The organism is Psychrobacter sp. HII-4 (assembly GCF_904846595.1).
Taxonomy (GTDB): Bacteria; Pseudomonadota; Gammaproteobacteria; order Pseudomonadales; family Moraxellaceae; genus Psychrobacter; species Psychrobacter celer.
The window spans coordinates 1-22488 of sequence record NZ_CAJHBJ010000034.1 but is presented as its reverse complement, the minus strand read 5'-3'; the positions used below and the strand labels follow the sequence as shown (position 1 = coordinate 22488).

The window sequence follows — 22488 nt, the reverse complement described above, 5'->3', positions numbered from 1 at the left end:
TAAATAGATATTGATGATAAATTCGTCTATGGGCATCTCACAACTCCATTGTATTCTTGGTCGAAAACAATAGATTAGTGAGGTGCTCTTCTTTTTTCAATCACTTTCGAAGTTGAGAGTGGGGTAATAAAATGTTAAATAGTAGTCGATTGGCAACTTTGCCAGTCCGTTGTGGCGCTTAAGCGCCATGACTTTTGACCATAGCGCCTATTAAAAGTGTTTGTAAAAGTACTTATTGAAAACTTGAAACGTTATTCTTGGTTTAGCATGAGCGTTTAAAACCCGCATTCGAGGCAGTCTTTGCCATGTCAACCTAATCATAAAAAGCTCTACGTAAAGAGCTGTATGATAATGCTTTATCTTTTAAACCTAAGCATCATCACTAGTATCATAGTCATCATCAACGTCTAGCTGCGAGAGTACCGCTAGCATCTCAAGGACGACCATCGCCGCTTCCGAGCCTTTGTTACCCGCTTTGGTGCCTGAGCGCTCAATCGCCTGCTCGATGCTGTCGGTGGTGATGACACCGTTGGCGACAGGGATATTATAATCAATCGCAACGCTGCTCAGACCTTTGGCAGACTCGCTAGCGACAAAGTCAAAATGTGGCGTGCTACCACGGATGATCGCGCCGAGCGCAATGATGGCATCAAAACGATCTGACTCAGCGGCACGCTGGGCAACGAGTGGTAGCTCAAAGGCACCTGGCACACGAATCACAGTGATGTTGCTGCCCAATACGCCATGACGTAATAGGGCGTCGATAGCACCGTCGACTAATGACTCAACGACAAACCCATTAAAACGGCCAACGACGATACCGATACGCGCCGCTTCGTTTTGATGCAAGTTACCATCGATGTGGGTAATATCATTGCGCTGCTGCTGTAAATTTGACATAAAAAATCCTTTGAATAAGTAGCATTATAAGCAAAATTTTTGTACAAAATCTCGATTGTTTTCAATAGTTAACTGACAAAAATAAATAAGTAGCGCTATGATAACATTTTTTGTCAAGGCAATTGTATTTTACCAAGCTTATAAGCGCATGGGTATGCCTTGTGCTGCCATATAGGCTTTGGCCTCCGATACGGTGTATTCGCCAAAGTGAAAGATACTGGCCGCCAGCACCGCATCGACGCCGCCTTCAAGTACGCCATCGACTAAGTGCTGTAGATTACCGACACCGCCTGAAGCGATAACCGGAATGTTGACCTGATCGGTAATATGCTTCATTAGCGCTAAGTCATAGCCTTTTTTGGTACCATCACCATCCATCGAGGTGACCAATAGCTCGCCTGCGCCAAGCTCTGCCATTTTACGTGCCCAAGCGACGGCATCGATCCCGGTAGGCTTGCGGCCACCATGAGTGAAAATCTCCCAGCGTGGCACTTTTATGCCATTGATGTCGATATCGGCAACGCGCTTGGCATCGATGGCGACGACAATACATTGATTACCAAATTTCTGCGCAGCTTCACCGACGAATTCAGGTGTAAAAACCGCGGCTGAGTTAATCGCCACTTTGTCCGCGCCAGCATTGAGTAGGTTACGAATATCAGCAATTTTGCGCACGCCGCCGCCCACAGTTAAGGGGACAAACACCGTCTCTGCCATACGCTCGACGGTATGATAGGTGGTATCACGCTCATCGCTGGTGGCAGTAATATCCAAAAAAGTAATCTCATCAGCGCCTTGTTCGTTGTAGCGCTGCGCTACTTCGACAGGGTCGCCAGCGTCTTTGATATCGACAAACTGTACGCCTTTGACCACGCGGCCATTGTCCACGTCCAAACAAGGAATGATACGCTTTGCTAACATAGGGTCTTTCACCTTATAATCAATTCAACCATAAGCGCTAGTCTAGCAAAATCGCTGCCATATCAGGCAGGTTTTCACAAGATTATTATGCTATTTATGATGGTTTGCTGATGCGTGGGACGATTATTGTCATTAGCGTCCAGATTTATTCTATTTATCTTCTTATCCAATTGCCAAAGTGAGATGTCATGTCCGTCTATACTCAGTTAACTGATGATCAATTTGCCGCCTTTTGCCAACGTTTTGGCGTGTCATTTGCCCGCGCCATTCCGATTACCCAAGGTATCAAAAACTCTAACTGGTTTATTCAGACTACCGATGATGCTGAGGGCGATTACTCTTACGTCTTCACCTTGTTTGAAGAGCGTCCGCCAGAAGATATTGAAAAAATGGCAGTGATATTAAATCAACTAGATGGCAAGCTGCCGGTCGCTGCCCCGTTGGCACTGGTAGCATTAGGTGCTGATGATAACGCTGATACGAAAAAACGCTATGTCATTCATTATGAGGACAAAGCAATCACCTTGGTGCCGTGCTTGTCTGGCGCGCATCCGCAAGAGACCACGCCGGCGATGTGTCATGAGATTGGCGCGGCATTAGCGATGCTGCATGAAACCCTGCAAGCGCTACAACCGGCACAAGACTACGGCGTGCCCCTCTATCCGTGGAGCGAGGTGCGCGACCGTGAAATGCAGTTTATGCCCGGCGATGAAGCCAAGCTCATGCGTGATATTTGGCAAGCTTACTCAAATCTACCCCTGACCGACTTACCAAAAGGCTTGTGTCATCTCGATATGTTCGCTGACAATACGCTATGGGACTTGACTAAAGGGCAGGAAAAGCTAACAGGTCTATTAGATTTTACTGAGGTCAGTGTCGAGCACTATGTGATGGATATCGCCATTACCATCAATGATTTTTGTACCACGTGGGGCGATGCTGAGCAAGGCGAGCTGGTACATTTTGATCGTCGTAAGATGGCAGCGTTTTTAGAAGGATATGAGTCAAAACGCGCGCTAAACCGCGATGAAAAACGCGCGTTACCTGTTATGCTTGCCAAAGCGGCGGTGATTTTCTGGCTTTTGCGTCTTAATGTCATTCATTATAACCGTACCGAAGGTCGGACGGGCGACAATATCATGGTGAAAAATCCTGACCTTATGAAGCGTCTGGCCGCTTATCACTGGGCGCATGTCGAAAAAGCACAAAAGACGGTATTTGTATTATCAAATGATAAGCGCGACAATCAACTCATGGGTATATTTAGTGATATCACCCACGCTGAGCAAGCGCGTGCTACTTTAAGTAATCGTCGTGACATAAGCATCAAAGAATATACGCTCGATCAATTGGCGTAAGTTTTTTTTTGCTCAATACCATTTTTTGCATCCAAACCACAGAGGCGACTCTATGACCGATCAAGTTGATAACTGGCACAAACTGGCACGCTATGACACCAATATGCAAGGTGAGCTGCATGCCAATCTGCTACGTAATAACGGTATCACGGTATCCTTGCAGCCGCTAAGCGCGATGCCAGGGATGAATTCAGGTATTGTGCTGTGGATACAATATACCGAGCTGGCGCATGCCAAACGTATCTTGGACAGTATCGATACCGAAGGCGCGACACCCTATGAGATGCTTGATGAAGAGGCAGAAAATGGCGCAAGCGCGACTGTACATCCTACCAAAAACGACGACCATAACGACAATCATGATGGTGATCTATAAATGTGCCAGCTTTTAGGAATGAACTGTAATACCCCAACCGATATTGGCTTTAGCTTTGCAGGGTTTCGTCGTCGCGGCGGTATGACGGACAGTCATGAGGACGGTTTTGGTATTGCTTTTTTTGAGCGTAGCGACTGCACCAATAATGGCGAGACGGCAAACGACTCAACAGGGCTACGTTTGTTTCATGACAATCGCCCAAGCCACCTGTCGCCAGTGGCAGATTTGGTCAATAATTATCCGATTAAGGCCATGAATGTCATCGCCCACATTCGTAAAGCCACGCAGGGACAAAACTGTCTGGCAAATACCCATCCTTTCGTGCGTGAGGTCTGGGGTGAGCAGTGGGTATTTGCGCATAATGGTCAGATGAATAAAGCCTTTATCGAGCGCTGTCAGCGGCTACAAGACAATGGTAACGCCGAGCATTGTCAGCCTGTCGGCAGCACCGACTCAGAAATAGCGTTTTGTTATCTGGTCAATCGCTTAAAAAGCACTTTTAAGACCCGTCCTGACGACCAGACGCTGTTTAACTTTTTGACCACGCAGTGCCGTTATTTGTCGGCCAACGGTTTGTTTAATTGTCTAATCTCCAACGGCCGCTGGCAATTGGCGTATGCCGGTAGCTTATTGTTTTATCTCACCCGCCAAGCGCCATTTGGCGAAGCGAAACTGGCGGACGATGACTTGGCGATTAACTTTAGCGATGTCACCACCGATACCGATAAGGTGACGATTTTGGTGACCGTGCCATTGACTGAAAACGAAAAATGGCAACAGTTGGCGGTCAATGAATGTCTGATATTCTCTGAGGGTGAGATTATTTATAAAGACAGTCCAAGCCAGCGTAAGTTTTTGACCATTGACGAAGGGATTGCGGTGGCAAGGGAAGTTGGGGCGAGTGTTTAGCGGTCAATGGATATCTAACGTTGTTTAAATATAAGCCCCACAACACCGTTTAAATTTCTCACCAGAACCACAAATACACGGTTGCTTTTGCGTCACCGTCATCGCAACCGTCGGGTCGAGAAAATACCAACGCGCATCATGATGGGCTTTACTTACTACCTTTACAAAGGCCGACAACTCGTGATGCGCTTGCAAGCCATTAGGCGTTCTAAAATAAGCTTTAAATTCAACCTGCGCGTGTCGTTTGCCAAGCTTTGCTCTGTGTTCTACAATTTCTAATCCTGCCCAATCGGTCTTAGTGGTCCATTCCTCAATTGCTGTCACATCAAGTAAGCTTTGCTGCGCGGGTAGTGTGGTTTTGACGATGTATTCTGGCTTGATAAGCACAAAAGCACTATAACGCGTGCGCATCAGACGCTCCGCCGTTTCTGCCTGTACGCCGTCAGTTTTATCCGCTTCTTTATCAGCTTCTTTATTTAACAGGCTGTCATGATAAGGCTGACAGCAGTCTTTATAAAGTAGGGGCGCGGTGGTGGTTTCTGACGCGGGGTTGATTTGGCAAGGGCAGGTTTGTAGGGCGGCAGAAGTCGACATAGTGTACTCTCATTATTTATCATTTTTTGCTGGTAGAGGCGGCCTTAACTTCGCCAGCCTTTTATCAATTCTGGCCATAGACCGAGCTTAAGCTTTGCCCAAGCTGCAGGGTCACTGACCTGCTGCCAAAAGGTGTCAAACGGCGGCGCTATATATAACAATAACGCCAAAATAATGTATAGCAGCAAATACCACCATTTGTCTTTATGCTGATAAAACTTCATCGCCGTACCCGACGAGCGCTTCATTTTCATATTGGACAAATTGACGCTATACAACTCATCTAGAGCCAAATGCACCATCGCGCCACCAAATAAAAACAGACCATAAAACCAACTGGTTGTCAGCGGTAGATGCAGACCATAATAGCTTAGACAGGTTAACCCCAGTCCAAGTATCGCCATATAAGGCACAGAGTGGATAACGCCGCGATGTACGGTCATGGTGGTAAAGATATGAAAGATCACATAACGCATAAAACCATAACCCGCCAGCCATAATGCGATCAATGCGAGCAAGCTCAAATCACTACGCCAATGCATGACCAAGCCAAAGGCAAAGACAAACGAGGTAATATTAAAACCCAGCTTAATCGGTGTTGAATTATCTGAATCCAAATCTGGTAGCAATCCACCGATGGTACCAAGCGCCACGCATACTAAAAACCCTGAATCATCAATCAATCCAGCTTTATAAACCGTTAAACTCAGGGTGCCGCTGACCATAAAAGCGACATTTAAGTGGGTATTAAAATTTGCCATAAAAACTCATCAATAAATAGCGCGCGAACACAACGTTTCGAGCTGCCCGTCTAGCCGTAAAAAAGCGCACCATGATACCATAAGCCGCCCATCGCCCATGAGAGATAGTTTGATATGACTGCCAGTAATTTGCCTCCTTTGCATCGTTCAGATGCGCGTTTTGACGAGCCTTTACCAAACGATTCGTCTATACAGTCGTCAGCCGTAGCGGCAAGTAGACTTGATGATAGCTTTGCCCAGATTGGATGGCGTGCGCCGTGGCTTGGGCATGTGCAGCAGTTAGATGCCATTAGTCAAGCCATCACTCGGCTTAGTGCGGCGAGTAACTGGAGCATGGAGCGCGCTGATACTCAAAGCTCTGCTCCTGAGACTCAAGCCCTGGATATCAGCCATACCCAAAACACGGCAGACATCATCGCGAAAGTATTAAATACCGCATTGCATCAGCAGGCAGCTGACGTGCAGCAACAACTACCGCACACCAAGCCTGCATATAACCATAAGGCGCAGACTTTACAGTTTGTCTCGCAAGACGCGTTGCCAGAGGGCGAGGCTTACGAGAGCTTCATCGGCAGTACGGGCAATATCCCGACGCGTGATAACTTACACGACTTATTTAACGGCAGTATTTGGCTGACTTTTCCTAAGACTAAAGCCCTGCTAAACCACTATCATATGCTTGAGATTGAGCAGCAAAGGGTCGGTGCCAGTCGAGGGCGGGTGCGCGATACCATCACTGTATTTGATGAAAACGGCGCGGTATTGGTTACCGCCAATCCTAGTATTGGCGAGGCGTTGATTGGCTTTGACTGGCAGGGCAGCTTGGTACAGCCGCGCGCGCAGTGGGATGACCCTATAAGTCCTAGTCCAAACGCGCAAGCGGCGGTTTATATCTTTGGTCATGCCCTCCTTGAGCAATTGATAGCGCCGCGTAAGCCCTTGTGCGCGCATAGTGTGGTCATCAGCGTCGGCCAAGATTTCTTTGCCTTGTCAACGCAGCAGCGCATCGCCTTCTTGGATGATAAATTGGCTGATTATATGAATGAATTATTATCAAAGGACGCAGTCACACCGCGTCATTTATCGCCATTGCCCATTTTAGGTGTGCCGCATTTTTGGGCCGAGAATGAAGATTCTCATTTTTATGATGATGCATTTGTGTTTCGTAGTGGTCGCCGTAAAAAATAATAAAAACGAATTTTTCTAGCCCCATATTAATAAAGCGCTAACACATTGTTACAGTTACGATTGTGCCACGATTTGACTACGTCCAGACGTTAACAAAGCACTATATATTTGTTATGGTAAAAACAAGCTGATGTCAGGTCTTACAAGCACTTATACAGCTTGGGTTGATGAAAACATATATCTTAGGATTTTGTCTTACATGGTTTTGTAATAATGAATGTTTTTAGTGCCTACTTTGACACAGTATTTCTTTAATAAACCACCATTTATTGAGCCACCAATATCCACATAAATGCTAACTTGTAATTGGCCATTTATGTTTAGGATTTATAACAACGATAAGGAAGCTACCATGAGTGATATCTTTAATGTAAAAGACACCATTTCGGTCGATGGCAAGGAGCATGCCTATTATAGCCTGCCCAAACTTGCCCAGACTTACGACAATATCAATACGCTACCATACTGTATGAAAGTCGTACTAGAAAACCTATTGCGTAACGAAGATGATGGTCAGTCTGTCGGCAAAAACCACATTGAAGCAGTGGCCAACTGGGACGCTGGCGCTGAGGCGTCAAAAGAGATTGCCTTCATGCCAGCACGCGTGGTGCTGCAAGATTTCACCGGCGTACCATCAGTCGTCGATCTGGCAGCGATGCGCGATGCGGTAGTAGAGCTGGGCGGTCGTGCTGAGCAAATCAACCCCTTTATCCCCAGTGAGTTGGTTGTTGACCACTCGGTACAAGTGGATGCTTATGGTCGCGAAGATGCGCTGGATCTCAACGAAAAGATTGAGTTTAAGCGTAATAATGAGCGTTATGAGTTTCTCCATTGGGGCCGAAATGCCTTTGAGAACTTTGTCGTTGTCCCGCCAGCGACGGGTATCGTGCACCAAGTCAACCTTGAGTATCTTGCACGCGTGGTCATGGCAGCAGAGGTCGATGGCGAGCTGACCGCCTATCCTGACACGGTATTTGGTACCGACAGTCACACGACGATGATTAATGGTATCGGTGTGCTTGGTTGGGGCGTTGGCGGTATCGAAGCGGAAGCGGCGATGCTCGGTCAGCCGTCTTCGATGTTGATTCCGCAAGTGGTTGGCTTTGAGCTGACAGGCAAACTCAGTGAAGGCGTCACCGCGACGGATTTGGTATTGCGTGTGGTTGAGATGCTACGAGCACATGGCGTGGTCGGTAAGTTTGTCGAATTCTACGGTGAAGGCTTGCATCAAATGCCATTAGCGGATCGGGCGACGATTGCCAATATGTCGCCAGAATACGGCGCGACTTGTGGTATTTTCCCGATTGATCAAATGGCGATTGACTATCTGCGTCTATCAGGCCGTGACGAAGCGCAAATTGAGCTGGTCGAAAAATATGCTAAGGCGCAAGGCTTATGGCATGATGCCGATACGCCAGTGGCGACGTATTCGAGCAAGCTAGAGCTCGATCTATCGTCGGTACAACCAGCACTGGCAGGCCCTAATCTGCCGCAGCAGCGTATCAACTTATCTGATATGCATGAGAAGTTTGGCGAAACGCTTGAGAAGATGACCAAAGATCGTAAGGCAGAAGTCGAAGGCAAAGTACGCTTTGACCAAGAAGGCGGCGAGCAAGAGCAAGCGGAACACTTGGCAGCTGAACCCAACATCGACGTTGATACCGAAACTGACGATAGCAAAGGCTACCAGCCAGCCAATAACGTGTTCTCTAACATCAGTATCGATGATAAAGAGCATAAGCTGCGCGATGGTTCCGTGGTTATTGCAGCGATTACTTCTTGTACTAACACCTCGAACCCTGCGGTTATGATTGGCGCAGGTCTCGTTGCCAAAAAAGCGGCAGAGAAAGGCCTCAAAGCCAAGCCTTGGGTCAAGACCTCACTGGCGCCCGGCTCAAAAGTAGTCACCGATTATCTTGAAAAAACCAAGCTGATGGATGAGCTCGAAAAAACAGGTTTTTATTTGGTCGGTTACGGTTGTACCACGTGTATCGGTAATTCAGGTCCGCTTCCTGATGTGATCGAAAAAGGCATCGAAGAGAACGATTTAGTCGCCTCAGCGGTGCTCTCTGGTAACCGTAACTTTGAAGGTCGTATTCACTCACACGTCAAGGCCAGCTACCTAGCATCGCCGCCATTGGTTGTCGCTTATGCCTTAGCGGGAACAGTCGATATTGACTTGACTACCCACCCACTCGGTCAAGATCAAGACGGCAGTGATGTCTATCTAAAAGACATTTGGCCAACGTCAGATGAAATCAACGAGCTGATTGCCAATAATATCGATGCTGATATGTTCCGTAAAAACTATGGTGAAGTGTTCGACGGTAGTAAAGAATGGAACGCGATTAGCTCAGCCGATAGTCAGCTATATCCATGGGATGAAGGCTCAACGTACATCAAAAATCCACCGTTCTTTGATGGTATGACCATGGAGCCAGAGGGTATCCCTGATATCGAAGGCGCGCGTATCTTAGGTCTGTTTGGTGACTCAATCACCACTGACCATATCTCGCCTGCGGGCAATATTGATCCAAACTCGCCAGCAGGTAAGTATCTGCAAGAGCGCGGCGTCATGGAAGCGGACTTCAACAGTTATGGCTCACGCCGTGGTAATGATGCAGTCATGACCCGTGGTACCTTTGCCAATATCCGTATCAAAAACCAAATGATGGGCGGCAAAGAAGGCGGTTATACCTATTACTTCAAAGATGACAAGTCGACGCTACAAGATGGCGAAGAAATGGCTATCTATGACGCGGCGATGAAGTATAAAGAAGATAAGCGTCCACTCGTCGTCCTCGGCGGGGCGGAGTATGGCTCAGGCTCTAGCCGTGACTGGGCAGCGAAGGGTACAATTTTGCTTGGTGTCAAAGCGGTATTGACTACCTCATTCGAGCGTATTCACCGCTCAAACCTCGTCGGTATGGGCGTGCTGCCATTGACTTTCAAAGATGGCGAAGACGCTCAAACCTACAAGCTCGATGGCTCTGAAGTGCTGAGCATCACTGGCCTAAACAATGGCGAGAGCAAAACCGCTCAAGTCACTGCCACCCGTGCCGATGGCTCGACTGAAACCTTTGAGGTCAATGTCGGTCTACAGACACCAAAAGAGCGCGAATACGTACGTCATGGCGGCGTACTGCATTATGTACTGCGCCAGCTAGCGGCGGAGAGTAAGAGCGCTGCTTAGTGGTTCGTTAGACTTACAACGAAAAAGCCCAGTTCCCTTAATGTAGGGGATTGGGCTTTTTTATGGATAGTTAGATTTTATACAAATCAGCTTATTTGGACATTTATAGCAGTTTTTTACCCCCTCTCAGTCAACAACTTAATCCCCAAACCAATAAACACCGCACCGCTGATCTTATTCAGGATAGTTTCAATCGCTGGGTTTTCGCGTAGCTTTTTGCTAAATCTTGACGCCAGTAGTGCCAAGCATAAGCACCACACTAAACCGGTTACGGCAAAGGTAAGACCTAACACCAAGAATGATAGCGTGCTATGCGCGTAGCTTGGATCGATAAACTGCGGAAAAAAGGCAAGGAAAAATAGCGCGACTTTTGGGTTAAAGGTATTGGTTAAGACGCCTTGCTTATATATTTTGCCGTAATCAAGTCGCTTTGCTGGCGCGGCCTTATCATTAGTAGGTAAGCCTTTTGCTATGACAGAGTCTGATTTTTGCGTGAGCATCTTGACCCCTAAGTAGCATAAGTAGATGGCCCCAATATATTTAACAAGAGTAAAAGCTAATGGCGAGTTGGCTAAGATAATCGACAACCCCAGCGCTGCTAATACGGTGTGTACTAGTATTCCGGTGACAATACCTAACACTGAGTATAAACCCGCTTTGTTCCCTTGTGAGACACTACGTGTGATGATATACATCGTATCGGTGCCTGGAGTGAGATTTAACAAAATCGCCGCCAAGACAAAGCCCAGATAGTTTTCGATACCGAACATGGCTCATACTTCCTTATGTTAGCAATAATAGGGGAGTGTTTTATTTATCGTTTATTTCGTAGTTTACCTGGTATCGGTCGTCATGAGCAGCTCATATCGATGGTTTTTATAAATGACAAACGAAAAAAAACCCAGTCACCGGATGATGACTGGGTTTTTTTAGTGTTCGCTTATTAGTCTAATCTGATGCTAAGCAAAAGTGCTAATAAGTGACGCCGAATAGTGGCGTCCCCAGGGGGATTCGAACCCCCGTTACCGCCGTGAAAGGGCGGTGTCCTAGGCCTCTAGACGATGGGGACGCATAGAGTGTCATAACCTATGGTTATAACGGTACTTCACAATATCAGAGCGCTTATTTATTAATAAGCCTTGCCTAGGTGCTGACATTGTTCTCAAAGCAATATTTATCCGTTGAGCGATAAATAGTATGGTGGAGCTAAACGGAGTCGAACCGTTGACCCCTTGCATGCCATGCAAGTGCTCTACCAACTGAGCTATAGCCCCTCGCTAAGAGTGTGCGTATTTTATGTAAGACCAGCAGTCTTGTCAACCGCTATTTTTAAAAAAATGCAAAAAAAGTCATTAAAAGTATTTAAATGGCGAATTGTGGACGTTTGAGTATGGAGGTTACATAAAAAAGAGCCAGTATCGAGCTGACTCTTTTTTATTACTTATCCATTCTACTCTTTATTGGCAAGTACGATAGTACCCTGCTGCCAAACTATGCATCAGCCAAAAAGTCTGGCAATGCTGCCGCTTGTTTCTCAAGCTTTTTCAGTTTCTTTTTACCGAGGCCGCCTAGGACATCAACCGCATGGCGCAAGCGCGTCAAGGTCATGTCAGCGCCAATAATCGCCATCGAGTTCATAACGGGCGTCGATGAGGTGCTACCAGCAATCGCGATAAAGAACGGCGCCATAAAATCGCGCATCTTGATATCGAGGTGAGCGGCGAGGCCTTTTAGCGTGGTATAGATGTTTTCCTCCGACCACGTCGGCAAGGTTTCTAGCTGCCAAAGCGCCAGTTGTAACAGCTCGATGATTTGCTCAGGCTCAAGCGATTTATGCGTAAAGCTCTCAGCGGTGATGTCTGGCAGGTTTTGGAAATAAAATCCGCCCCAGTTGACCGCGTCAGACAACAGCTCGATGCGTGGCTGAATCGCAGCGGCGATCGCGGTGAGTTTATCGCTGTCACTGGCCCAATCGAGGATTTTGTTTTTTAGCTCTTCAGGTGCAAGCGCACGTAGCCATTCGCTGTTTAGCCAATTGAGTTTTTCGGTATCGAAGATAGGGCCACCAAGAGACACGCGCTGGATATCAAAGCTGGCAATCATTTCATCCAAGGTAAATTTTTCGGTATCGTCAGGCATTGAGTAGCCCATACGGCCTAGATAGTTGAGCAGCGCCTCAGGCAGTACGCCGGCATCACGGTAGTAGGTGATTGAGGTTGGGTTTTTACGCTTCGACAGCTTTGATTTGTCAGGGTTACGCAGTAGCGGCATATGGCAGAGTGTTGGCATCTCCCAACCAAAATAGTCATAAAGCAGTTGATGCTTGGGGGCAGAGTTTAACCACTCTTCGCCGCGCATGACGTGAGTGATTTCCATCAAGTGGTCATCGACGACGTTGGCAAGATGGTAAGTTGGCATGCCGTCAGTTTTTAGCAGCACCTGCATATCGACTTGCGCCCAAGGAATCTCGACGGTGCCGCGCAGCATGTCATGTACCTGGCAAACGCCGTCGGTGGGCACACGCATACGAATCACATGCGGGGTGCCCTCGCTTACCAATTGCTCGGTTTTTTCTGGAGGTAGGTGGGCACAGCGGCCGTCATAGCGCGGGGTCTCGCCATTGGCCATTTGCTCAGCGCGCATGGCGTCTAGCTCTTCTGTAGTACAAAAACAGCGAAACGCATGGTCGCTTGCTATCAGCTGCTCGGCGTGTTTTTTATAAATATCGCTACGCTCGCTCTGACGATAAGGCGCGTGCGGGCCACCAACGTCTGGTCCCTCACTCCAGTCAAGTCCGACCCAGCGTAGCGCGTCCAAAATCATCTGCTCAGATTGAGCCGTCGAACGCGTTTGATCGGTGTCCTCGATACGCAAAATAAACTCGCCGCCGTGGGCTTTGGCAAAGGCCAAATTAAAGAGCGCGATATAAGCGGTACCGACATGCGGAAAGCCAGTCGGCGAGGGTGCAATACGCGTGCGAATAGGGCGGGCGTTGCTCGTGTCGGAGGGAGCGTGGGTCGATGTTTGCATAATAAAAATCTCAAAATGTCATGGGCGATAAATAGCAATAATAGCCACAAAATAACTAAAGAAAAAATATGACTAAAATAGCAATGAAAGAGTGGCCGTCAATAGCAAAAAATAGCGTAAAATATAGCGCTAGTATAACAGACAGCTGCGATATTTTTAATGAAAAGCCTGTCTAGTGCTTGACTCACCGTGTATCCTTGCGATAATAAGGTCAAGCAAGACATAACTTGTTTATTTTCATCTGATTTTTACTATTACCGGCCGATATGGCCGTCATCTACTGAGTCGTTTGTGTCCACATTGAATGATAAGCCAAATAATAAGCAAAACAGTACGTCCACTTGCAAACAAAGCCCTTCTTTGGCCACTGACCCTGCCAAGTCGGCGGCTGATTTATCTGGTGTAACCTCTGATACCACGCAGCCCATCCGTGAGGGAGCGTCTGCGTGCGCGGCGTCCAGCGAGCAGCGCTTTGTCCATGATGCTGTGCTATTGCAAGAGACTGTGGCGGCGGTACTGGGCGTCAAATCTCTTCCTAAACGCACAGATGACGCCCCACAACCCAGCTTGCAAATGAGCGGTGTCTACGTCGATGCTACCTTTGGCCGTGGCGGTCATAGCCGTCTATTATTGAGTCATCTGAGCGACGACGCGACGCTGGTGGTGTTTGATAAAGACCCGACAGCAATTGCTGTGGCGCAAGAGCTGGCCGCTAGTGACAGCCGTGTCAAAGTGGTGCATGATAGTTTTGCGACCTTAACGGACAGCTTAGCGGCGCTGGGCATCGATCAGGTGGATGGCTTGATGGCAGATTTGGGCATTTCATCGCCGCAGATTGATGATGGTAGCCGCGGTTTTAGTTTTATGCGTGATGGCGCGGTCGATATGCGTATGGATACCAGTCGTGGCCAGTCGGTGGCCGAATGGCTCGAGCAGGTCGATGACGAAACCTTGGCCAATGTGCTTTACGAGTTTGGCGAAGAACGCCACAGTCGCCGTATCGCACGCGCCATCAAGCAGATGGACAGCTATGAGTCCACGCTTGAGCTGGCAGAAGTGATCAAAACGGCGCACCCCAACTGGCAGCGCGGCAAGCATCCAGCGACCCAAAGCTTTCAGGCCATGCGTATTTTTATCAATAACGAGCTTGGCGATGTCGATGACTTTTTAGCGCAAAGTATTCCGATTTTAAAAGCAGGTGGGCAGCTGGCAGTGATTAGCTTTCACTCTTTAGAGGACCGCCGAATCAAGCAGTTTTTGCAGCGCCATAGCAAAGGGCAATATCCAGAGGATGACAATCTGCCGATACCGCCCAAACGTCCGCGCTATTTTGGTAAGCCAAAACGGGTGGGGCCTAGCAAGAGCGAGGTCAGTGGCAACCCGCGCGCGCGCAGTGCATGGTTACGACTGGCCACGCGCAGCGATGTTGAGTACCAACAGGCGGCAAGCCAAGAGTAATCGCATTGTCAGTGAAGCGGTTTAAGAGTAGTCATATCGCTTTGCTGTTGTTTGTCTAAATAAGATAAAAATGTGCGAATGGCTACGCTAGTGTTAAAAAGCTGTAAATATTACCTGCTAGGCTCAGCAGTTGGTTTTTTGTTTGTAGCGCGCACGACAGTGATATTTGGCTTTATGTCACCGATGCGGCCTGAATATCTGGTAAAGACATTTGCGCATAAAAACCATTTAAAACCGTCGCCGATTTTATATTTGAAGTCCACTTTTTGAGAGCGTCATGGCAATATCTGACAAACCTACTCGCCGCGCCGGCACCCCTCCTAATGTCGATATCGGCGAGCTGTTTGTGCGCCGGTTTAATGTGGTCAGCATTTATGTGGCGATTTTATTATTGCTGGCGGCGGCAATCATCTGGAGCGGTATCAAGACCGCTGAAGGCGTCCAGCAATACCATCAGGACTATAAAACCTTGCAAGACATGAAAAAACAACAGCGCAAGCTACAAGTAGAGCATCAGCGGTTGCTTATCGAGCAGCAAACCTTTAGCGCCACGCCGCAAATTGCCAGCCGCGCTGTGGCCGAGCTTGGCATGTACTCTCCAACCCTCAAAGACAAGTTGATTATTCAGCCAGGCGCTCCTACGGCGCTGGCGCCAGCCGCCTCTAGCGATACAGATATCACCGCCAATGATAGTGATGTCATGCAAGAGGTTGCCAGTACCGATTTGTCGATTGACGCGCCGCCTATAGCTACATCAATTAACACCAATGCGGCGGAGGCTGGGCGATGAGTGAAAAAAAATCCAAAGCCAAGACCGGTAAGTCAACAGCAAAAAACAACAGCAAAAAACCCACCAGCGGCAAAGTCACCAAGCCGCTGCGCCGTGTCAGTGCGGCCAAATCAGGACAAAAAAATAAAAAAACTGATAATAAAAAAACTGATAGTAGTGCGGCAGATAGCCGTAAGGCTAAGCTGTTTGGGCGACTAAAAAAGAATGACAATCAAGGCGCTTATACCAGTGTCAAAAACCGTAAAACCGCGTTTTTAAATAAAGCGTCAGGGGCGTCCTCACGGGGCGGTTTTGAGCAAGACAAAGCGCGATTTTGGACGGTTTGGGGGTTGGCGCTTGCCATATTGGTCGCGCTGATAGGCCGTGCTTACTACATTCAAGTCGCCAATGCCCAGTTTTATCAAGATAAGGGCAATGAGCTGATCACCAGCGTACGTACACAAAAATCTTATCGCGGTATGATTACCGATCGCAACAAACTGCCACTAGCAGTGAGTGCGCCGCTGGCGACAGTGTCCTTTAGTCCGCATGACTATGCGCGTGAATACTATGAGCTCAAACGCATCATTTTGACCAATCCTGATAGTCCGCAGCTACGAGCGCGCATGCAAAAACGCTTGGATGCTATGGACTTGACGACCTTGGCCGCTGCCGCCAATATCTCAGTCAGTGAGCTAAGACGAGTCACCGCGATCGATGACAGCATCGATGTCACGGACGAGGAAGCAGTAAAAGCAGCGTTGCCATCAGGCGCAGGCTCGCACTACCTACCGCTTCTTAATAAAGTCACGCCAGAGATTGCCCAAAGTGTCAGCTCTTTAGATTTCCCTGGGGTATATGAAAAAAACTTCTTTCAGCGTTATTACCCGCAGCCTCAGCCCAACTCGCAATTGCTCGGCTTTATGGGACAAAACGCCAATGACCCTGAGGGCGGCTATGAAGGGCGTGCGGGTATCGAACGTCAGTACGAAAAGGAGCTGGCGGGCAAAGATGGCAAGGTACTGGTGCTAAAAGATGCCAAACAAAACAGCCTAAAAGAAATCAAGCAAGTCGAGCCTGAGATACCGGGCAAAGATTTGGCGCTGACGATTGATTCGCGCCTGCAATATCTGCTTTATAAAGAGTTAGAAAAAGCAGGACGCCTACAGCGGGCGCGCTGGTCGACAGGTATGGTCGTCGATGTGCAGACAGGCGAGGTGCTCGCCCTCTCGACCTGGCCGTCATTTAATTCCAATAACCTCAATGAGATGACCGGTGAAAACCAGCGAAACCGTGCGCTGTTAGACGTCTTTGAACCAGGTTCGGTGATGAAGCCGTTCACCGTTGCGGCAGCCTTAGATTCAGGCAAATACACGCCGACAACCTTGATTGATACCAACCCAGGCTCCATCCGTGTCCGTGGTTATACCATCCGCGATCACCGTAATCTCGGCATGATTAACATGGCGACGCTATTACAGAAGTCTAGTAACGTGGCTTCAACTAAGATTGCGTTGTCGCTACCGCCTGATGCCATTACCAATATGCAAAAGCAGTTTGGCTTTGGTAAAAAAACCCCATTACAGTTCCCGGGTGAGGGTAGTGGTCTGGTGGTCACGCCAAAAGAAAAAGAAACCTCGCGTCGAGCCACCGTCAGTTATGGTTATGGTCTGCAGGTGACACTTGCGCAGGTCGCACAGGCTTATTCGGCGCTGGCCGCAGGTGGTGTCATGCATCCGCTGACCTTGATCAAAGACGACAAACCGCAGCCAAGCAAACGCATTATGGCGCACGAGCAGGCGATGTCTATCGTGCAGATGATGGAGAGCGTCACCGAGCCGGGTGGTACCGCGAAAGGCGCGGCCATTGATGGCTACCGTGTGGCGGGTAAAACAGGAACGTCGCGCCGTATCAACCCCAAAGGTGGCTATTATACTGACCAGTATCGCAACGTCTTTGCGGGTATGGCACCAGCATCAAACCCAAGGCTGGTGGGCGTGATGCTCATCGAAGACCCGCGCGCGCAGATTTATGCGGGTCTGACTGTCGCTCCTGTCTTTCATAATGTTATGAAAGAGGCGCTGCGTTTGTATAATGTGCCTTTAGATAAACCGCTAAAAACCGAAGAGCCATAAGTATCTTGCCACACAAACACGATGACTGATGTCGGTCAGTATCCAGCGCCAGCCGCTGATTTGTGTTTACCGTTTAGGATTTGCCCATGACCACGCTTACCTCATCGCCCAGTACCCACTCGGTTACCTTGGTTACCTTGCAGCAGCTTTTAGAGAGCGGCGATCGTCAGCATTCTTTGCTACAGTCATCGCTCACCGCGCTGCTCGCTGCTGCGGATAATATCAGTGAGGACGTTTCGGTCGCGCATATACCATTTGCACAGTTTCGGTTGGATAGCCGCCACGTTGCGGCACACGATGTATTTGTCCTCCTAAAAAGCCAGACAGGCCACTGTCAAAAAAGCCGCGACTATCTGCTACAAGCTGCGTCACAGGCGGCCTTTATTCTCTCGGAGATTGACCCAAGCGATTTGTTTGATGATGGACAGTCGCCAGCGGATGTATTGTCTTGCCCTTTGATATACGTGCCGCATATTCGTGATTTTTTGGGCAGTCTCATTCAGGCGCGTTTGCAGTACCAGCAGCCTAGCCGGTTACCCACGGTGGTGGCAGTGACAGGCACCAATGGCAAAACCACCATCAGCCAGCTGGTGGCACAGTTGACGCAGCTGACTGGCATGAGCAGCGCTGTGATGGGGACCGCGGGTAACGGTCGACTGGGTGCCTTGGTACAGGCTAGCCATACCACGGGCGACGCCCTTGCGGTGCAGCAGTTTGTGTATCAAATGGCGCTTGAGAAGGCAGAAATATTGGCGTTAGAAGCCAGTTCGCACGGCCTTGATCAGCAGCGTCTACAAGGCGTACCGATATCTGTTGCGATTTATACCAACTTAAGCCGCGATCATTTAGATTATCATGCCGATATGGCAGCGTATGCCGCGGCAAAAGCTAGGCTCTTTGACAAAACGCATTTTCCTTCCTTGACGCATGCCATCATTAATATCGATGATGAGTACGCGCAGGTCATGCTAGATATGGCGCATGCCAGTGGTTTGACGGTATGGACGTATAGTCTAGATGCCTCAAAGCCTGCGACTTTTGTTGCCACCGATATTGCCCCAAGCTTAGAAGGGGTAAAAATTACACTGCAGACAGACATCGCCGGTGGAGATACCGCTGATAAAGGCACTGGTGATACAGACACTGGCCATAAAGAGAGCCGTTGCATAAATATCGTTAGTCCTTTACTCGGGCATTTTAATGTCGCCAATTTGCTGGCTGCCATTGCCGCTGCTGCTGCATTGGGCATGAGTCTTGAGCGTATCGCCAAGATCGTCCCGCAGTTACAAGGCGCGGTAGGACGTATGCATCGCGTCGCATCGCGTGATGGCTGCTTTATCGTTGATTATGCGCATACCCCTGATGCGCTCAGTCAGGTGCTGGCCAGTTTGCGCACCCACTGTGAGGGACAGCTGTGGGCGGTGTTTGGCTGCGGCGGAGACCGTGACGCGGGCAAGCGTCCGCTGATGGCGCAGGCAGGCCTGGCGGGCGCGGACAGGGTTATATTGACCGCAGATAATCCGCGCACCGAAGACCCAGAGGCCATCTTGCAAGATATGCAAGCAGGCATGAGCACCGCGCAGTATCAGCGCACCCATATCGAGCCTGCACGGCAAGCGGCGATTGAGTATGCTGTCATGCAAGCAGCGCCCAATGATATCGTCGTCATCGCTGGCAAAGGTCATGAGACCTATCAAGAGATCAATCATGTCCGTTATGATTTTGATGACAGTGTGGTCTTGCAACAAGCCTTACAAAAGGCTGGGCGCAGATAGGCGATAGGTCTGCAGGGTCATGATTTTGAGGGTTGCGTCATTATTTAAGCGCGCTCATAAAATCATGTTAAGCGTAACAAACAGTATTTATAAAAATTAAGTAGTCATCATACAAGGTAATCACTATGACAGCCGACAACGACAATACCATTCAGTCGCAAGGTCTCTATGTCTGGCAGGTAGATAATCTGCTCGCTGCGACAGCCTCGCTGAATGGGCATTGGCAGCTAGCAGCAGGACAAAGCAATGCAGGACAAACTGAGCTTGCCAACAACGCGGTCACCAGCAACCGTATCGCCACCGATACCCGCACGATAAAGAGCGGCGATATCTTTTTGGCGCTAAGCGGTGCCAATTTTGATGGTCATGACTATATTAATCAAGCCGCTGCCCAAGGTGCTGTCGCCGCTATCGTCTCACGTCCCATCTCGACGAGCATCCCGCAGTTGGTCGTGAGTGATACGCGTCTGGCTTTGGGGCGGCTGGCCGCTTATCGTCGCCAGCAGCATCAAGATTTGACTGTGATTGCTATCACCGGCTCAAGCGGTAAAACCACCTGCAAAGAGATGCTTGGTAGTATCTTTGGTCGTCTAGCACCGACCCTGATCACCCGTGGCAACCTAAACAACGATTTGGGCGTACCGATGATGTTGCTCGAGTTGTCCGATCATCATCGCTATGCCATCTTAGAGCTGGGCGCCAACCATATCGGCGAGATTGCTTACACGACAGAAATCGTCCAACCAGATGTGGCTTGTATCCTCAATATTGGTACCGCGCATTTGGGTGAGTTTGGTAGCCGTGAAGGCATCTGTCAAACCAAGTCGGAGATTTACCATACATTAACCGATACTCAGTTTGCTATTGTCCCTGACAAAGACGACTTTACCAATCAACTGCGCCGTATCGCCGAAAAACATACCTCGCATGTGATTGGTTTTGGCAATACCGATGTCAGTGCCAGTCACTTGGATGTCGAGCCTGAGCGTAGTGAGTTCAAGCTGCACATTGGCAATCAAGTCCATGACATCAACCTACCATTGGCGGGCGAGCATAATGTCAATAACGCCTTGGCGGCGGCCGCTTGTGCGTATGCGCTAAATATCGATGTCAGTGATATCGTGATTGGTTTAGAAAACGCTCGTCCCGCCAAAGGTCGTCTCAATAGCCAGATACTGGGGATGCATCGCCTGATCGATGATACGTATAATGCCAATCCGCATTCCGTGCGTGCAGCGGCCAAGGTGCTGGCGGCGCAAACAGGCACGCAAGTAATGGTGTTAGGCGATATCGCTGAGCTGGGTGACGCGGCAGTGAGCGAGCATCAAAGCTTGGGTCGTACCATTGCCACCACTGGTATCAACGTGCTGCTGTGCGTCGGTGAGTATGCGCCGTATACCGTAGCAGGTGCGCAAGAAATCTCTGATATCAGTGCGCATGCGTTTGCGGATAAAGACAGCCTATTGGCATATTTACAGCCGTATTTGCAAGCGCAGCAGGCTAAGCCTTGTACCGTGCTGTTCAAAGGCTCACGTGCTATGCAAATGGAAACCCTTATCAATGCGCTAGTCGAGGAGTAGGCGGTGTTAGTTTGGTTGTTTGGCTGGCTTGGCCAGTATTATACACCGTTTTCTGCGGTTTCTTCGTTGACGCTACGCGCGTTATTGGCGGTCATTACCGCTTTAGTCTTTAGCATGATGTTTGGTGGCCGCGTTATTCGCCACTTGCGTACGCTCAAATATGGGCAGGCCATCCGTAATGATGGACCGCAGTCGCATTTGGCCAAGACGGGCACACCGACCATGGGCGGCGTCTTGATACTCAGTGCTATCGGGGTGTCGACCTTACTATGGGCGCGCTTAGACAATCCTTATGTGTGGATCTTGCTGGTCGTGATGGTGGTGTTTGGCGCGGTTGGCTGGGCTGATGACTGGCTAAAGATTAAGTATAAAGACCCCAAAGGCCTAATCGCTCGCAAAAAGTACTTTTGGCTGTCAATGGGTGCGTTATTTGTTGGGGTGTCGCTGTACTATATCGCCACGCTGCAGCCAGATATCGCCACCACCCGCGAGATGCAGGATTTACTACTGCCCGTCTTTAAAAACTGGATCATTCCTTTCTCCGCGCTACCTTTTGGTATTGGGTTTATTATCTTTACCTATTTTGTGATTAATGGCGCTTCTAATGCCGTCAACTTAACCGATGGTTTGGATGGTTTGGCCATCTTGCCGGTGGTGCTGGTGGCGGCAGGTTTGGGCGCGATGGCTTATGTCTCAGGTGATGTGCGTTTTGCTGACTACTTGCATGTGCCTTATATCGCTTATAACTCTGAGGTCATCATTGTCTGTGGTTCGATGATTGGGGCAGGCTTGGGCTTTTTGTGGTTTAACGCCCATCCAGCCCAAGTATTTATGGGTGATGTCGGAGCATTGGCACTGGGCGCGATGCTCGGTACCATCGCGGTCATGACTCGTCAAGAGATTGCCTTTGCCATTATGGGTGGCTTGTTTGTCGCAGAAGCGCTGTCGGTGATGCTACAGGTTGGCTCATATAAGCTGCGCAAAAAACGCGTCTTTCGTATGGCGCCACTGCATCATCATTTTGAAGAGATTGGCTGGAAAGAGACACAAGTGGTGGCACGCTTTTGGATTATTGCCATTATCCTTGTCATCTTAGGGCTAATGACGCTAAAACTGCGCTAACTATTTTTTAACAAGCTGATGTTTTAACAAGCTGATGTTTTAACAAGCTGATGTTTTAACAAGCTGATGTTTTAACAAGCTGATGTTTCAAAAAATTGGTGCTTTAACCAGCTGGTGTTTTAGCAAACTGAGTCTTTTGGTTCAGCGCTCTGCAAAAGCCATCTCATCGTGTTTGAGGTGGCTTTTTGGGTTCTGTCTCTTATTGTTAAGTGAGGTGTAATGGACATTTTTCATGCTGGCGTATGGTCTAACGCTATATACTGTCTATATTTGCAAGGAATCAACGCCATGGATCAAAAAACTGCCCTTTTTGTCGTGATAAACACACCAAGAAGAATGGACGCAAGCTTGGCAAACAGCAGTATCAATGTCTCGCTTGCAGACGGCAGTTTTTAGGTGGAAAAAGACTCAATAACCAA

At 48.8% G+C, this 22488-nt stretch carries 17 protein-coding genes and 2 tRNA genes; 11 read left to right on the top strand and 8 right to left on the bottom strand.

Going from position 1 to position 22488, the window contains the following annotated elements; all coding sequences use genetic code 11:
* Positions 1-369 precede the first annotated feature (369 nt).
* Together ribE and hisF are read right to left on the bottom strand one after the other, a co-directional pair.
* Positions 370-900 carry a 6,7-dimethyl-8-ribityllumazine synthase gene (ribE, locus tag JMX98_RS11810; protein ID WP_105244368.1) on the bottom strand — a complete coding sequence of 177 codons (531 nt, stop codon included), beginning with the start codon at positions 898-900 and terminating at the stop codon, positions 370-372.
* 138 nt (positions 901-1038) lie between these two features.
* Positions 1039-1821, bottom strand: a complete 783-nt coding sequence (gene hisF / locus JMX98_RS11805; protein ID WP_201586842.1) for an imidazole glycerol phosphate synthase subunit HisF — start codon at positions 1819-1821, stop codon at positions 1039-1041.
* 188 nt (positions 1822-2009) lie between these two features.
* Between hisF and JMX98_RS11800 the strand changes: the two genes are divergently transcribed.
* From JMX98_RS11800 to JMX98_RS11790, 3 genes are read left to right on the top strand one after another with little or no spacing between them, the layout of a single operon-like run.
* A complete protein-coding gene (locus JMX98_RS11800; RefSeq protein ID WP_201586841.1) occupies positions 2010-3179 on the top strand; it encodes a homoserine kinase in 1170 nt (389 codons plus the stop codon).
* Positions 3180-3231: 52 nt separating this feature from the next.
* Positions 3232-3555: a hypothetical protein gene (locus tag JMX98_RS11795; RefSeq protein WP_227680160.1), complete on the top strand. Its 324-nt coding sequence runs from the start codon at positions 3232-3234 to the stop codon at positions 3553-3555.
* Positions 3556-4464 carry a class II glutamine amidotransferase gene (locus JMX98_RS11790; RefSeq protein WP_201586839.1) on the top strand — a complete coding sequence of 303 codons (909 nt, stop codon included), beginning with the start codon at positions 3556-3558 and terminating at the stop codon, positions 4462-4464.
* 24 nt (positions 4465-4488) lie between these two features.
* Here the strand turns inward: JMX98_RS11790 and JMX98_RS11785 are convergent, their stop codons facing one another.
* Entirely contained in the window at positions 4489-5058 is a 570-nt protein-coding gene (locus tag JMX98_RS11785) for a YchJ family protein (RefSeq protein WP_201586838.1), read from the bottom strand.
* 44 nt (positions 5059-5102) lie between these two features.
* Positions 5103-5819, bottom strand: a complete 717-nt coding sequence (locus tag JMX98_RS11780) for a metal-dependent hydrolase (RefSeq protein WP_201586837.1) — start codon at positions 5817-5819, stop codon at positions 5103-5105.
* Positions 5820-5933: 114 nt separating this feature from the next.
* Here JMX98_RS11780 and JMX98_RS11775 point away from each other — a divergent pair, with 114 nt between their 5' ends.
* Together JMX98_RS11775 and JMX98_RS11770 are read left to right on the top strand one after the other, a co-directional pair.
* Positions 5934-7007, top strand: coding sequence for a DUF3025 domain-containing protein (locus JMX98_RS11775; RefSeq protein ID WP_201586836.1), 1074 nt, complete (start codon positions 5934-5936; stop codon positions 7005-7007).
* A 352-nt stretch (positions 7008-7359) separates the two neighbouring features.
* The gene (locus JMX98_RS11770; protein ID WP_201586835.1) at positions 7360-10200 is read left to right on the top strand and encodes an aconitate hydratase; all 2841 of its coding nucleotides are present in this window, start codon (positions 7360-7362) and stop codon (positions 10198-10200) included.
* Positions 10201-10316: 116 nt separating this feature from the next.
* Here the strand turns inward: JMX98_RS11770 and JMX98_RS11765 are convergent, their stop codons facing one another.
* From JMX98_RS11765 to gltX, 4 genes are all read right to left on the bottom strand, one after another.
* Complete coding sequence (locus JMX98_RS11765; protein WP_201586833.1) at positions 10317-10970, bottom strand: LysE family translocator; 654 nt, start codon at positions 10968-10970, stop codon at positions 10317-10319.
* Between the two features lie 223 nt (positions 10971-11193).
* Positions 11194-11269 (bottom strand) — tRNA-Glu (locus JMX98_RS11760).
* Between the two features lie 129 nt (positions 11270-11398).
* Positions 11399-11474, bottom strand: a tRNA-Ala gene (locus JMX98_RS11755).
* Positions 11475-11691: 217 nt separating this feature from the next.
* On the bottom strand, positions 11692-13230 hold the full coding sequence (gene gltX, locus JMX98_RS11750) for a glutamate--tRNA ligase (protein ID WP_201586831.1): 1539 nt from the start codon (positions 13228-13230) through the stop codon (positions 11692-11694).
* A 426-nt stretch (positions 13231-13656) separates the two neighbouring features.
* Between gltX and rsmH the strand changes: the two genes are divergently transcribed.
* From rsmH to mraY, 6 genes are all read left to right on the top strand, one after another.
* Positions 13657-14688 carry a 16S rRNA (cytosine(1402)-N(4))-methyltransferase RsmH gene (gene rsmH / locus JMX98_RS11745; protein WP_201586847.1) on the top strand — a complete coding sequence of 344 codons (1032 nt, stop codon included), beginning with the start codon at positions 13657-13659 and terminating at the stop codon, positions 14686-14688.
* 277 nt (positions 14689-14965) lie between these two features.
* Positions 14966-15478 carry a cell division protein FtsL gene (locus JMX98_RS11740; protein WP_201586829.1) on the top strand — a complete coding sequence of 171 codons (513 nt, stop codon included), beginning with the start codon at positions 14966-14968 and terminating at the stop codon, positions 15476-15478.
* A complete protein-coding gene (locus tag JMX98_RS11735; RefSeq protein ID WP_201586827.1) occupies positions 15475-17592 on the top strand; it encodes a peptidoglycan D,D-transpeptidase FtsI family protein in 2118 nt (705 codons plus the stop codon). Before JMX98_RS11740 ends, JMX98_RS11735 begins: the two co-directional genes overlap by 4 nt.
* Before the next feature lie 86 nt (positions 17593-17678).
* Positions 17679-19367: a UDP-N-acetylmuramoyl-L-alanyl-D-glutamate--2,6-diaminopimelate ligase gene (locus tag JMX98_RS11730; RefSeq protein ID WP_201586825.1), complete on the top strand. Its 1689-nt coding sequence runs from the start codon at positions 17679-17681 to the stop codon at positions 19365-19367.
* Positions 19368-19492: 125 nt separating this feature from the next.
* Complete coding sequence (locus JMX98_RS11725) at positions 19493-20947, top strand: UDP-N-acetylmuramoyl-tripeptide--D-alanyl-D-alanine ligase (RefSeq protein ID WP_192995235.1); 1455 nt, start codon at positions 19493-19495, stop codon at positions 20945-20947.
* Between the two features lie 3 nt (positions 20948-20950).
* Positions 20951-22069: a phospho-N-acetylmuramoyl-pentapeptide-transferase gene (mraY, locus tag JMX98_RS11720; protein WP_192995234.1), complete on the top strand. Its 1119-nt coding sequence runs from the start codon at positions 20951-20953 to the stop codon at positions 22067-22069.
* Positions 22070-22488 lie beyond the last annotated feature (419 nt).

Coding starts and splice junctions, on each gene's coding strand:
- ribE (WP_105244368.1), bottom strand. CDS start 900: ATGTCAAATTTACAGCAGCAGCGCAATGATATTACCCACATCGATGGT.
- hisF (WP_201586842.1), bottom strand. CDS start 1,821: ATGTTAGCAAAGCGTATCATTCCTTGTTTGGACGTGGACAATGGCCGC.
- JMX98_RS11800 (WP_201586841.1), top strand. CDS start 2,010: ATGTCCGTCTATACTCAGTTAACTGATGATCAATTTGCCGCCTTTTGC.
- JMX98_RS11795 (WP_227680160.1), top strand. CDS start 3,232: ATGACCGATCAAGTTGATAACTGGCACAAACTGGCACGCTATGACACC.
- JMX98_RS11790 (WP_201586839.1), top strand. CDS start 3,556: ATGTGCCAGCTTTTAGGAATGAACTGTAATACCCCAACCGATATTGGC.
- JMX98_RS11785 (WP_201586838.1), bottom strand. CDS start 5,058: ATGTCGACTTCTGCCGCCCTACAAACCTGCCCTTGCCAAATCAACCCC.
- JMX98_RS11780 (WP_201586837.1), bottom strand. CDS start 5,819: ATGGCAAATTTTAATACCCACTTAAATGTCGCTTTTATGGTCAGCGGC.
- JMX98_RS11775 (WP_201586836.1), top strand. CDS start 5,934: ATGACTGCCAGTAATTTGCCTCCTTTGCATCGTTCAGATGCGCGTTTT.
- JMX98_RS11770 (WP_201586835.1), top strand. CDS start 7,360: ATGAGTGATATCTTTAATGTAAAAGACACCATTTCGGTCGATGGCAAG.
- JMX98_RS11765 (WP_201586833.1), bottom strand. CDS start 10,970: ATGTTCGGTATCGAAAACTATCTGGGCTTTGTCTTGGCGGCGATTTTG.
- gltX (WP_201586831.1), bottom strand. CDS start 13,230: ATGCAAACATCGACCCACGCTCCCTCCGACACGAGCAACGCCCGCCCT.
- JMX98_RS11740 (WP_201586829.1), top strand. CDS start 14,966: ATGGCAATATCTGACAAACCTACTCGCCGCGCCGGCACCCCTCCTAAT.
- JMX98_RS11735 (WP_201586827.1), top strand. CDS start 15,475: ATGAGTGAAAAAAAATCCAAAGCCAAGACCGGTAAGTCAACAGCAAAA.
- JMX98_RS11730 (WP_201586825.1), top strand. CDS start 17,679: ATGACCACGCTTACCTCATCGCCCAGTACCCACTCGGTTACCTTGGTT.
- JMX98_RS11725 (WP_192995235.1), top strand. CDS start 19,493: ATGACAGCCGACAACGACAATACCATTCAGTCGCAAGGTCTCTATGTC.